This is a genomic window from Wolbachia endosymbiont of Brugia pahangi (genome assembly GCF_012030695.1).
Classification (GTDB): domain Bacteria; phylum Pseudomonadota; class Alphaproteobacteria; order Rickettsiales; family Anaplasmataceae; genus Wolbachia.
Genome location: NZ_CP050521.1, coordinates 183,506 through 195,269, shown reverse-complemented (window position 1 = coordinate 195,269; position 11,764 = coordinate 183,506). Strand labels below are relative to the sequence as shown.

The 11,764-nt window shown below is 34.5% G+C and carries 16 protein-coding genes, 1 tRNA gene and 1 pseudogene; 7 read left to right on the top strand and 11 right to left on the bottom strand.

The annotated features are described in order from the left end of the window. Nucleotides 1-991: 991 nt before the first annotated feature. From WBP_RS00965 to WBP_RS00950, 4 genes are all read left to right on the top strand, one after another. A complete protein-coding gene (locus WBP_RS00965; protein ID WP_167895785.1) occupies nt 992-1,225 on the top strand; it encodes a hypothetical protein in 234 nt (77 codons plus the stop codon). Nucleotides 1,226-2,030: 805 nt separating this feature from the next. Continuing rightward, entirely contained in the window at nt 2,031-2,189 is a 159-nt protein-coding gene (locus WBP_RS00960) for a hypothetical protein (protein ID WP_167895784.1), read from the top strand. A gap of 275 nt (nt 2,190-2,464) precedes the next feature. Continuing rightward, a complete protein-coding gene (locus tag WBP_RS00955) occupies nt 2,465-2,674 on the top strand; it encodes a hypothetical protein (protein WP_011256712.1) in 210 nt (69 codons plus the stop codon). A 42-nt stretch (nt 2,675-2,716) separates the two neighbouring features. Further along, nucleotides 2,717-2,902, top strand: coding sequence for a hypothetical protein (locus tag WBP_RS00950; protein ID WP_167895783.1), 186 nt, complete (start codon nt 2,717-2,719; stop codon nt 2,900-2,902). A 486-nt stretch (nt 2,903-3,388) separates the two neighbouring features. Here WBP_RS00950 and WBP_RS05475 read toward each other — a convergent pair whose 3' ends face one another. Both WBP_RS05475 and WBP_RS00940 read right to left on the bottom strand, forming a co-directional pair. Then, complete coding sequence (locus WBP_RS05475) at nt 3,389-3,523, bottom strand: DUF1284 domain-containing protein (RefSeq protein WP_233417505.1); 135 nt, start codon at nt 3,521-3,523, stop codon at nt 3,389-3,391. Between the two features lie 252 nt (nt 3,524-3,775). Beyond that, nucleotides 3,776-4,312: a biotin transporter BioY gene (locus WBP_RS00940; protein WP_167895782.1), complete on the bottom strand. Its 537-nt coding sequence runs from the start codon at nt 4,310-4,312 to the stop codon at nt 3,776-3,778. 162 nt (nt 4,313-4,474) lie between these two features. Between WBP_RS00940 and WBP_RS00935 the strand changes: the two are divergent. Beyond that, nucleotides 4,475-5,010 (top strand): annotated as a pseudogene (locus WBP_RS00935) (nitroreductase family protein). After that, nucleotides 5,010-5,789, top strand: coding sequence for a diaminopimelate epimerase (gene dapF, locus WBP_RS00930; protein WP_179958981.1), 780 nt, complete (start codon nt 5,010-5,012; stop codon nt 5,787-5,789). Before WBP_RS00935 ends, dapF begins: the two are co-directional and overlap by 1 nt. 7 nt (nt 5,790-5,796) lie before the next feature. Here the strand turns inward: dapF and sucD are convergent, their stop codons facing one another. The 4 genes from sucD to WBP_RS00910 form a co-directional block, all read right to left on the bottom strand. Continuing rightward, a complete protein-coding gene (gene sucD, locus WBP_RS00925; protein WP_167895781.1) occupies nt 5,797-6,684 on the bottom strand; it encodes a succinate--CoA ligase subunit alpha in 888 nt (295 codons plus the stop codon). A 3-nt stretch (nt 6,685-6,687) separates the two neighbouring features. Then, nucleotides 6,688-7,848: an ADP-forming succinate--CoA ligase subunit beta gene (sucC, locus tag WBP_RS00920; protein ID WP_167895780.1), complete on the bottom strand. Its 1,161-nt coding sequence runs from the start codon at nt 7,846-7,848 to the stop codon at nt 6,688-6,690. A gap of 28 nt (nt 7,849-7,876) precedes the next feature. After that, the gene (gene rpsU / locus WBP_RS00915; protein ID WP_011256719.1) at nt 7,877-8,077 is read right to left on the bottom strand and encodes a 30S ribosomal protein S21; all 201 of its coding nucleotides are present in this window, start codon (nt 8,075-8,077) and stop codon (nt 7,877-7,879) included. A 137-nt stretch (nt 8,078-8,214) separates the two neighbouring features. After that, nucleotides 8,215-8,288, bottom strand: a tRNA-Pro gene (locus tag WBP_RS00910). A 996-nt stretch (nt 8,289-9,284) separates the two neighbouring features. Between WBP_RS00910 and WBP_RS00905 the strand changes: the two genes are divergently transcribed. Next, entirely contained in the window at nt 9,285-9,590 is a 306-nt protein-coding gene (locus WBP_RS00905; RefSeq protein ID WP_167895779.1) for a hypothetical protein, read from the top strand. A 323-nt stretch (nt 9,591-9,913) separates the two neighbouring features. Here the strand turns inward: WBP_RS00905 and WBP_RS00900 are convergent, their stop codons facing one another. The 5 genes from WBP_RS00900 to WBP_RS05470 form a co-directional block, all read right to left on the bottom strand. Next, nucleotides 9,914-10,132, bottom strand: coding sequence for a hypothetical protein (locus WBP_RS00900; RefSeq protein WP_011256720.1), 219 nt, complete (start codon nt 10,130-10,132; stop codon nt 9,914-9,916). 195 nt (nt 10,133-10,327) lie between these two features. Next, the gene (locus tag WBP_RS00895; RefSeq protein ID WP_136132004.1) at nt 10,328-10,564 is read right to left on the bottom strand and encodes a hypothetical protein; all 237 of its coding nucleotides are present in this window, start codon (nt 10,562-10,564) and stop codon (nt 10,328-10,330) included. A 53-nt stretch (nt 10,565-10,617) separates the two neighbouring features. Continuing rightward, entirely contained in the window at nt 10,618-10,806 is a 189-nt protein-coding gene (locus WBP_RS00890) for a hypothetical protein (RefSeq protein WP_167895778.1), read from the bottom strand. A 224-nt stretch (nt 10,807-11,030) separates the two neighbouring features. Beyond that, nucleotides 11,031-11,222, bottom strand: coding sequence for a hypothetical protein (locus tag WBP_RS00885; protein ID WP_011256722.1), 192 nt, complete (start codon nt 11,220-11,222; stop codon nt 11,031-11,033). A 222-nt stretch (nt 11,223-11,444) separates the two neighbouring features. Beyond that, nucleotides 11,445-11,759 carry a tetratricopeptide repeat protein gene (locus WBP_RS05470; RefSeq protein WP_246166144.1) on the bottom strand — a complete coding sequence of 105 codons (315 nt, stop codon included), beginning with the start codon at nt 11,757-11,759 and terminating at the stop codon, nt 11,445-11,447. Nucleotides 11,760-11,764 lie beyond the last annotated feature (5 nt).

The following is an 11,764-nucleotide window of genomic DNA, read 5'->3' as shown; positions in this document are numbered from 1 at the left end:
CACATTATTAAACTAGGTGTGTTATGTTTAATTTTTCTTATATAGACACTCCATGTCTTTATAAATTTTTATCTACGTTAGCTGAATCTCGCTTATTAGGTAATGTAATAAGCGCCAAGTTTTTGAGAGAACAGTAAACAACTCACATTGCATTGTTCTTTATTTAAGAATTAGTTCAAAAATCAACTAACCTTCTTTTTTTTATAAAGAAATTATTTGAAAAACTTCTGCATTACCCTTATCGTGACGTTATGGATATTTATAATTCCAAGGTTGACTACTTACCAAGCATATAAGACATTAATGTCAAGTTCCTACAAGAGATATCACTAAGGTTTCTTTTGCCCTTTTTCTTCCTAAGAAACTTCTTCAACCAACTCCTCTTGTTGAACCAACATATAACCAAATTCCTGTGCCCTTTTGATCAAATTTTTCACACTTTCTTTTTATAACGTGTTTCATAGTAGCTTATACCTCTTTCCACATATCCTTGTCCACATTTCAACATTTGATAGAAGATACGTGCTAACTTTCTTATAGTAGCAGTAATTGCCTCTGGGGTTCTTAAAAACTTAAATTAAGGAGCTTCTTCCTGGTTTGACAGATTTCTTCTGTTCGGTGCTACTTGGTAAATTTCTTAATATTTATAGCCACCGATAACCGCCGCTTGTCAGCAGCTGAAGGATACCGTGAATGAATCGCAGTATGACATAGGGGCTGCCGATATCCAGCACGTGAAGCTGGCTTCTCATACTGGAAAATCATGAGGCAACAGAAATAGTAAATAAATTTACCAGATTCCAGTGTCATACACTGGGACGACAGAGGAAAGAGGCACTTGAGCAATAGAGAGGTAGGCATAAAAAATTTAGTAATTTACATACAAACAATGTTTTCTATTGTAATTTAGAATATATATTAATTTATTAATAAATTAACCAATAGACATTATAATACTAATAACTGCAAACTTATCGAAAGATTTCCATGAGTGAAAAAATGTGTTTTTAAGATAGCAAAAGGTAGCCTAATAGAAACTGATGGCAAAAAGTGTTACAAGGTAAAATTAGTAGAGAAAAATCCTCTCGGAGAGATAGAGCAAGAAGTCACATTCAATGAACATTTGCAGCACATTATAAAAATATATAATATCTGGGTGAGCATGATCCTAATGATGACTATACAAATCAAATTTTCTGCTATTCTCATTGAAAATGAAACTTGATCGGTGTCCAACATGGTATGTAATGTGGCATATAATCCAATCGTAACTGATATAATATTAAGATTAGAATAGTTAAATACCATTTAAAGCTTGTTAACAAGTGAAATATTAATTTTTATAGGGAGGTATAACTCTACCTGACTCATCGTTAAAATCTCATGTAAATAACCTACAATTAAAAGAATATTATGAAAAGCAGTCTGAGAAGGGAAAAGCTATACTGTATATTGACTATGGTAATCCGGTACTGGCCGTTAGAGATTTACAAAAACAAATTGTTTTTGTGGACTACATGATAAAGCGTTGCCTGTAACAGATAAAATGAAACCCATGATTTATAGACAATGATGCCCTAATCCAGGTAAAAAGTAGGAGATTCTAAGTATGTACTGTGATAAAAAATGAACCGGACTTAATGATTCCCTTATCTATTTTTCAAGATAGGAAAGGAAACTCCGTTGTTGGGAATTCTTGAAATGCTCAATTAAAAAGTACGTTACAAAACTCACAAAGCCCACTTGACATTATATTCCAATCTTGCGAATCTGTAATTATTGAAAATCTGACAGATATTCAAATCCAAAGTTTAGCAGATCAACTAACTAATCATCAATTAAAGATCCTTACAAAAGATCTTAATAGCTACCAACTTCAAGCCCCAGCAGAACACCTAACTGATGGTTAACCCGAAGTCTTAATAGACCACTTAACTAATCACCAATTACAAACTCTTGCTCAGGAATTAAATGAGACAAAACCGAAGATTATTGTTCCTATGTTAGGTGAAGATTAACTTGAATCTTTAGTGAGAGAATTAGAACCAGATCAGGTAAAAAACGCTTTACCTCACTTAAAAGCAGATCAGTTCAAGGTGCTCATTAACAATATAGATGACCATCAGCTTGTATATCTAACAAGAGATTTATCTGACCACCATTTAACCATCCTTTCCAAGGAACTGTAGCATGATTGACTTCAATTCCCAGTTCTACTTTAGAAGAAGATAAATTAAAGAATTTAGTTAACAACTGGATCATGAGAGCTCGCAGCAATAGCTCATGATTTAACCAATCATGTCAGAATCGGAGTTATAATCGATTACCTAACCACTAACCAGAAAAACTTCAGACTTTTGCTAACAGTATATCTGATCAACAATTTGCAGAACTTTTAAACAATCTAAATGCAGAAGATCTAAAAGATGTTCTTCATAAGCTGCCTTATGAGAAAGTCATATCTATGGTTGTTCAATCAGGCGATAAAAGTCAACTTGATGCTGTTGCTGAGATGTTGATAGAAAAGTTTGAGGAGCAGAACAAAAAAAATAAAAAAGTTATTGAGATACTCAAGCAAATCAAGGAGGATACATCAGGTCTCTTAGAAGCTCAGGATTTTACAATAGCGGAAGAAATAACGATCCAATGCTACTTCCATAGTAGCAATTTATGAGAATTAATTTCTCATAGGAATAACTTATTATGAGTAAAAATAATGCAAAATTATATTCTAGTGAAGAAGTTTCACAGTAAAATAAAATTACAACAACTTCAGAAACCTAAGTTTGACAAACTAAATTTCGTAAACTCAGAAGTAGGGAAAACAATTGATACAAAGACCAGTAAGATATTTGACATAACTCAGGAAATGAAGCAAAAAGATATGGATGATATACCGTGAATGCAAGTGTAAGTGCAAAATACCTAAAAAAGTTTTACGATGGCTTGATGGGAAGCATTCATAAGTATAACGAAGATGCAAGAGCTGAGACTATAAATAAAATAATAAAACACTGTCATCAGCTATAGATAATATAGGGCAAAATACAAGCAAAATAGACAGTGAACTTAGAATATTCAAAATGAAGTTTAAGCAAGCTTCGTGATAAGATGCCAGGTCTTTTAGAAGCTCCCCAATTGCCTTATACTATCGGAGAAGAGAATGGATTGTTTCAACAAAAAGTAATAGTCCTCTCTTCCCTTTTATTCTGGCATTGACGCTGAGTTACTTTGATAATAGTGTCATGAAAGTAACTGTTTTTTAACAGAGTATAACGTTTTTAATGATTATGAAAAACTGGATCTCAGTGTCAAGGCACTGGAATAATACCCTTTCTGGCAAATCGAGGTGATAAACCCTTCCTGATTATTTTTCTATACATCTTTATCAACACATTATGTGGAAGTTAAAGGGCGCTTTTGTATATTCAATTGGCTTCCAGTTGCATCCCTCACATGTGTAGTCAAATTTCTCTAAAGACGTTTTTTCCCTGATTCTTTTTACTGCTTCACTCCAGGTCAAAGTTTCTCTAATTTTTATTCTTAAAACCTCATATACCTTCTGTCCAGTTCTAAAACTTTAGCTTGTGTAGTGCATTTATCTTGCTGAGTCTTGGTTTAGACAAGCACTACAGATACTATTAAGATTACCAGTTACTTTAATTTGAGTATTGGGGTCAGTGATTACTTTACTGCTATCTTTCTGTAACTTTCTATAAAATCTTGAAGATATCCATATCCTTGCAACGCAAGAGCTTATATGAAATAGTGAGGACTAAATCTTATCATTCCTCAAATATCGTAAAGCTGCTACGAGTAGTAAAATCTTCACCAAACCAGGAAAGATAAACGGTAGCATGCCAACCATTATTGCTTGTTTCAGACCTACGTGAATAGCAAGCCAACTGATACCACAAATAAAGATTACGGCTGTACCAGCCAGGCAGTTCAGAGAATTACATATAAGTGACTCATATTTAGAATTCAGCGATTCGTTCACTTTACTCATCACTATAACAGCAGCTAAAAAGCCAACTAAGTATCCACCTGTTGGCCTGAGAAAAGTGTGATAGCCACCAAGAAAATCTGCAAAAACAGGTAATCCTGCCGCACCAAGTGATAAATACGTAAGCACAGAAAAAAACGCTGCCCTGCAGTTAAACTTAAGTCCAATAAGCATCACTCCTAAACTTTGCAGTGTAATAGGCACGGGTTTTAATGGTATGTTTATTTGAGCTGTTAGAAATAAGAGCAAAACACAAAAGAAGACCTCGATTAACGCCGATTTACTGCTAGATTGCGTTGTAAACATACTCCTCTAAGTAAAAACATATTAAAGCTAATTATATTTTAGGAGCTTTGCAACTTAAATCTTGCTTTTGTTGCTCATAATTATATTCCTTGTGTGGAACAAAAAGGTTAAACTTTTTTAATATTCTACTATATAGTTAATTTTTTTTGTTAAGGATTAAAAATGATAAGTAAAGAAGATCTACTGGAGTTGATGAAAATAAGGCACAGCAGACGTTCATATGGTCAAAGTAAATTAGCACATCAGGAAGAAATAAATATGCTGATAGAAACTGCATGGTTATCTCCCTCACGTTATGGTGACGAGCCCTGGAGACAAGTGATATGCAATAGACAAAGCAATCAAGATGCATGGGAAAAATTACTGAGTTGCCCTACTGAACCCAACAAAAAGTGGGCAAAAGATACACAAATGCTAATTATATCATTGAGCACTAAAAATTTCCATGATCATACAATAAAGAGTAAATTTTTGGGGCAGCCACGATACTGGTGTAGCAAATTATACATTTATGCTACAGGCTACATCTATGAATTTAATGCTCATCAGATGAGTAGATTTGATAGGAATAAAATAGTAAAAAATTCAATATACCAGATGATTTTAATATAATGTAAGTAATAGCGGTTGATTACGAAGAAAAGGGTGCTGAAATCAAGGAAAAGACAAGAAAGCCAATAGAGGAAATGTTTTTATAATGAGTAGCCAAAGTCCTAAAAGAATGTATGGTACTGGTAACAATTTCGTTATCATAGACTCACGCTGGATAAACAACTTGAATTGGAATTATAGAGAAATTGCCAATCAAAATGGCTGTGACCAAATTATAGTAATAACTAACTCCAGTGCAGCTGATTGCTTTATGCACATTTATAATGCTGACGGTGGTGAAGTCGAAATGTGCGGAAACGCAGCACGTTGCGTTGGATATTTAATAATGTCAGAAAAAAGTACTGAGTATGCCACCATCGAGTTAGTAAACAAGCGCATTTTAGAGTGCTTCAAAGTGGGTAGCAGATCCATAAAGGTCAATATGGGCAAACCACTGTTTAAGTGGCATGAAATTCCTCTTTCCGCTAAGTGTGATCCACTTCATTTACCCATAGAGCTTGAAATGCTAAAAGATCCAGTTGCAGTAAATATTGGTAATCCGCACATGGTTTTTTTTGTTGATAACATAAGCGAAATACCGTTGCAAAGCTTAGGACCAAAGCTAGAAAAGCATACATTATTTCCCAAGAAAGTGAATGTTAACATTGCGCAAGTTGAAAAATCTGGGGAAATATCTTTAAGAGTTTGGGAAAGAGGTACAGGTATCACTGCCTCATGTGGTAGTGCAGCCTGTGCAGCACTTATTGCATCCGTGCTTCGTGGATACTTGATTACTCGACAGACCTCAGTGAATTTGCCAGGAGGCAAATTACTAATCGAGTGGCCAGATAACATATTTATGACTGGCGATATAGGATTTCTATAGCCCCAGTTTAGGCAACATGAGCCTTATGCATCACTTCCAAAATTTTTTTGCCAATCATCGCAGGAGTTTCCGCAATTGTAATACCAGCACTGCTCATAACTTCTAGCTTTGCACCAGCACTTCCTCCACTAGAAGAGATAATTGCCCCAGCGTGTCCCATGCGTCTCCCTGGAGGTGCCGTTTGACCAGCTATAAATCCAACAATTGGTTTTTTAGTTTTTTCTGTCTTCACAAAATGTGATACATCCTCTTCCTCATTTCCGCCTATCTCACCAATGACTACAATACCATGAGTATCCTCATCTTTTAAAAATAGTTCCATACAGTCAACGAACGTCATACCATGAATAGGGTCTCCTCCAATTCCAATGCATGTTGACTGACCAGGTCCAACAGCGGTTGTTTGCGCCACTGCTTCATAAGTTAAAGTCCCAGAACGAGACATAATTCCTATATGCCCACGCTTGTGAATATGTCCTGGCATGATTCCTATTTTGCATTCTTCAGGTGTAATAATTCCAGGACAGTTAGGACCAATCAATCGACTTTTTGAACTAACAAGCGCATGCTTAACCCTTACCATATCAAGTATAGGAATACCCTCTGTAATACAAACTATCAACTCTATCTCTGCATCTATTGCCTCGAGTATTGCAGCAGCAGCAAACTTAGCAGGTACATATATAACCGTAGCATTCGCATCAGTTTTTTCTTTAGCTTCTGCTACAGTATTAAAGACTGGTAAATTGAGATGAGAGCTTCCACCCTTTCCAGGGGTTACACCACCAACCATCTTTGTCCCGTAGCTGATAGCTTGCTCTGAATGAAATGTACCCTGTGCACCAGTAAAACCCTGGCATATTAATCTTGTATCTTTGCTTACTAAAACAGACATGCTTTATTCCACCTCTTTTACTATCTTCTGCGCAGCTTCATCGAGTTCATCTGCAGCAATAATATTTAATTCTGATTCTTCCAAGATTCTTTTTCCTTTCTCAAAGTTAGTACCTGATAACCTAACCACTAGGGGAACTTTAATGCTCATTCCTTTTGCAGCTTCAACAATTCCACTTGCAATAATATCACAACGCATTATACCACCAAATATGTTAACTAAAATTCCTTTTACGTTACTATCAGACAATATAATTTTAAACGCTTCGGTGACAGTCTCTTTGCTTGCTCCGCCACCAACATCTAAAAAGTTGGCAGGTTCTGCTCCATAATATTTTATTATATCCATTGTTGCCATAGCAAGACCTGCACCATTTACCATGCAACCAATATTGCCGTCCATTTTTATGTAATTAAGCCCATGCTTTGAAGCTTCTATCTCTTCTTTCACTTCTTCATCATAATCACGGAGTTCCACAATCTCCGGATGGCGGTATAGAGCGTTGTCGTCAAAACTTATTTTAGCATCAAGCGCAATAAAATCTCCAGAATTTGTTTCAACTAGTGGGTTAATCTCGATTTGGTTTGCGTCAGTTGCAATAAATGTGTCATATATATTTTTTGCAACATTTGTTATTTTTTCTATTTGTTCTGGACTTAAGTTAAAAATGTTGCTTAGTTTTCTGCTATCAAAACTTGCGAAATCAGCAGCATAATCAATATCAAGCTTCACAATTTTCGTGGGAAAATTTTTTGCAACTTCCTCAATATCCATTCCACCTTCTGAGGAAAATATGAACGCCGGCCTACTGAGCTTTGGGTCAACTACTATGCTTAAATAATATTCCTTTTTAATGCTAGAGCCTTCTTCAATGTATACTCTTCTTACTTGCTGTCCATTTGGTCCTGTTTGATGAGTAACTAAAGTTATGCCAAGCATACCCTTTACAAACTGTTGAGCCTCTTCAGCCGACTTTGCCAATTTTACGCCACCAGCTTTACCCCTACCACCTGCATGAATTTGAGCTTTGACTACAAGCACATCGGACTTTAATTGATTTATTTTGGTTTCTGCTTCTTCTGCAGACATAGCAACAAAACCCTTTGGCACTGGAACATTAAATTTATGCAAGATCTCTTTTGCCTGATATTCGTGAATATTCATAAAACAACCAATGATAAATTATTAAAAATTACCAACCGTAGCGCTGCCTTCTACTTTCTTGTTGGCGCTTCTTTTTTTTAGCTTCAGCTTTCTTTTTAGCTCTCTTTTCTGACTTTTTTTCATGATATTGTTTTTTCATCTTCATCCCTCTTCCTTCCTTTTGAATTGTTTTTTTCAATACCGGAAAAGCCCTATCTACATTACCATAATGAACTGATACTTCAATCAAACTTTATACCTCCTTCGGTAATCATCTCAAAAGCTTATTTATAAATTAGAAAATTAACATTGTCAATTATTTTATAAACTTAACTGTAACATGGCCAGAATGTGAAGGCTCAAAAGCGTGAAGCTCCCCGCCAAAAATCGGGGCGGAGAGATTTGAACTCCCGACCCTTTGGTCCCAAACCAAATGCGCTACCAGACTGCGCTACGCCCCGACTTCTTTATTCAGGATATCAGTAACTCAGCAAAACGCAAGGTTCATTTATTTTATAAAAAACATTCACAATAAATATGTCCAGTTATTGCCTTTAGACTTGGTAGTTCCTCTATTTTGTCATTTTTAGGTTAAACTATCACTTTTTCTTTCTCTTTATTTTTTTTTCATCCATATTATTTTATTAAGGCTGTGATGAAGATCTTTATGAAAGAAAAAATTACTACCTATTTATAACAATAATTGTAATGATGAGCGTTATAGGATTAATGTCTTCAGATATTTACCTATCCGCATTGCCAGTAATGGCAGAGTATTTCCACGTGGAACCACAAGACATACAGACCACTCTAAGTATACATCGCTTAACTTATCTCTTGTACAAATAACTTATGGTTCCTTATCAGATAGGTTTGGACACAGATTATTATTATAATTAGGTGTTGCTATTTATGTTGTATTTTCTGGACTTTGTATAATATCTACTAGCGTTAAAGCCTTGGTAATTTTCGCTCTTTTCAAGCAATAGGAGCATGCTCCGGTATGGTGTTAGGAAGAACAACTGTTGGTGATTTATTTAAATAAAAAAGAAGAAACAGCGCAAATTTTTGAAGTATATTTTCAATTATTGGCCATGTCACCAGTCATATCTCCTATAATTAGAGGACTCCTTGCAGCTTATTTTAACTGGCGGGCTAATTTTCTTTTTTCAGTAATCATTTGAATTATATTGATGGTTATCATAGTCATTCCGTTCAGAGAAACCTTACCCAAAAATAAAAGAATTAGCATATCTATTACAGGCCTTATAACACACCATAAGGAAATGCTATGCAACCGGATCTATTAGCATACAGTACAATTGTATTGTGCGGCTTACTGTACTTACTTCGCCCACTTAGTCAACTTTCCATTTATCTTTAGTAAATTAGAGTTCAATCCAGGTAGCATAGGTTTCTTCTATATTACCATAGCTTTATCATATGTATTAGGCAACGTGTTAAGTAAAAAAATAATAAAAACCAGCACTATAGATAACGCGTTGTTATTAGGTACAATAATCTTTACCATTAGTGGGGCAGTGATGTTTATTTTAGCTTGGAATACAATTAGTAATCCACTAGAAATTATTATTTCTATAACTATTCTAATATCAGGCAATAGATCTTTTTTTCTACTTGGTGCAGCGAGCGTAATGTCAATCTTTCCTAAGATGGCTAGAACTGCTTCTGGTCTTAATGGGCCTCATGTCACTCAGTGCCGCCTCTATATTATCAGTAGCTGCAGGTCATATCTTAAATGAGTTAATTCTTTTTATTCTAATAATGAAGAATAGATTGAAGCAAAAGAAAGAATTTTCTACAAAAAATCTTTAACTAGACAGGGTTTTTGAAGGAGCCATGCTTCTTGTGATTAATTGAAAAGTAGGAATATTTTAAAGGTGACACTTTATTTACAGTTCTTCATTTGTTAGCTTTGTTTCCTATTGTTGCAATAAGGTCTATAAACTTACATAAATCCAAAACTTTATTTAGCGCATACTTCTATTACTATAACCTCCATGAATCATACAGTTAAAGTGATATATCAGTAATTGTATATCTACAACCTCCTACTATTCTATATTCAACATGAACTTATTTTAAAGTTGGGAATTTTAGGGTTCTTTCTTAACCATTTCATTTCTATATCAGAATGTCTAAAATTACAGCCTGTTTCATATTTATACCTTATTCTTTCTACATTGGTACCAACAATTTTTCTAGTATTAGTCTTTAACTCTTCTTTTTTATTTATCACTGTGTTAGCTTCCAAGGATTTATATTTGTTTATTTTTTCTCTCACTGACTTTTTCTATCTTGCACTAGCCCATGGTAAGTTCCAGAATTAGCTTTTATAAATTTTGCCTGCCTTTCTGATCCTTTTGTAGTAAGATACGCTTTAGCATATGTGGATTCTTGTTGCAATGAATCGTTTGCCTTTTTCTGTGCTTTACACTCTTCTGTGCTGGTGTAGAGCTGGTTTTTACGTTTCCTAACATTAAGAAATTTTAGTGTAAATGTGTTTACTATCTCGTTCTCTTGTTTCTTGTTCTCCAGCAAAACTTGCTTCAGCATATTGTTGTGACAAATCAATTGAACCATCCTGTATTTTGTATTCTCCTGTGCTAGAATAATCACTGTCAAGTGAACTATTATCTCTTCTATAATGAGAGAATTCTTCATAAAAATGTTCACCATCTTGTTCCTTTGCTTCTTGTTTTGCAGTAAGATTCACCGGGATATATACGCGTGACAAATCGACCGTCCTTCTCTGTGCTCTAAGCTCTTTTATGCTAGAGTAGCAACTGTTGAGTGAATCATTATCTCAAAACCATCCATTTTCTCATAAATGTGTTTATTATATGCAAATTGTGTTCCAGCCTTCTGGGAAGACATTTCTTCATAAGTGTGATTCAATTGCAAAGAATGCCTTACACTCCCCCTTATCATTGAGGCATACTTTCCTTCAATATTCATACTGCCTGTATTGTAATATTCAGAGCCTCTTACCAACAAAAACTTGTACTATAGGATGAGAGATTATTTCCTTTGGCAAGTTCTTTGATAGGTCCAACTATAAATTTTAAGGCAGCTAGTCTTTCTCACAGCGTGCGTTATAGCATTTTTATCATCTTTGTCTAATGAGTTAACATCAGCCCCTGCATTGATAAGTAATTCTACTATGTTGTAATTGAGATTTTCTATAGCAACGCAAGTGCATCGTTTAAGTGCTGATTATCCTTTCTATTGTTGGTGGATTCCTTTTTTTTAGCAGATCTTTTAGCAGATGAGAAGAGTTTATCTAACGCATTGAAGAGGCATTGAGTAAGTTTTATAATTCCTTTATTGTTGTATTTGGTAGCTTGAATTAATAGGTTGCTTTTGATACCCATTGGTTATACCTCACTGCCCATATTCTTAGAAATATATTATCTTACAGTGGTTGACTTTTCCTTAGCTTTTATAAAATCGTCTAGTCTGTACTGTGAAGCTTTATAAATTTTAGTCTTGCTTCCACCTTGCATATGGGTATTTTCTTACTCACATCCTTCAAATTTGCAGCCATGTTCAATAACTTTAGGTAGAATATTGCAGTATTTTTGAAATCTGATAATTTATTCTAGAATAACAGCTAGATTATAGATATAAAAAATATTATTTTGATCAAGGGAAATTACAGTTACCATGTATTCCTTAGCTCCTTTATAGTTTTCCTTTTTCATATAGATCAAACCTAAGTTTGCTAATAAAGGAGCATAATTTTTTTGCATATCATACAATTTCAACATTCCACTTAACACCAGATCAGGATTATACTGTGAAATTATTGTTAGAAAGTTTTCTAATATATAAGAGTTACCAGGATATTCTTTTAAAAGTTTTATGTAGACCTCTATAGCTCTTTTATATTCTTTGTTAGTAGAATAAATATTTC

Coding starts and splice junctions, on each gene's coding strand:
- WBP_RS00955 (WP_011256712.1), top strand. CDS start 2,465: ATGGTTGTTCAATCAGGCGATAAAAGTCAACTTGATGCTGTTGCTGAG.
- WBP_RS00950 (WP_167895783.1), top strand. CDS start 2,717: ATGCAAAATTATATTCTAGTGAAGAAGTTTCACAGTAAAATAAAATTA.
- WBP_RS00940 (WP_167895782.1), bottom strand. CDS start 4,312: ATGTTTACAACGCAATCTAGCAGTAAATCGGCGTTAATCGAGGTCTTC.
- dapF (WP_179958981.1), top strand. CDS start 5,010: ATGAGTAGCCAAAGTCCTAAAAGAATGTATGGTACTGGTAACAATTTC.
- sucD (WP_167895781.1), bottom strand. CDS start 6,684: ATGTCTGTTTTAGTAAGCAAAGATACAAGATTAATATGCCAGGGTTTT.
- sucC (WP_167895780.1), bottom strand. CDS start 7,848: ATGAATATTCACGAATATCAGGCAAAAGAGATCTTGCATAAATTTAAT.
- WBP_RS00890 (WP_167895778.1), bottom strand. CDS start 10,806: ATGAATATTGAAGGAAAGTATGCCTCAATGATAAGGGGGAGTGTAAGG.
- WBP_RS00885 (WP_011256722.1), bottom strand. CDS start 11,222: ATGGGTATCAAAAGCAACCTATTAATTCAAGCTACCAAATACAACAAT.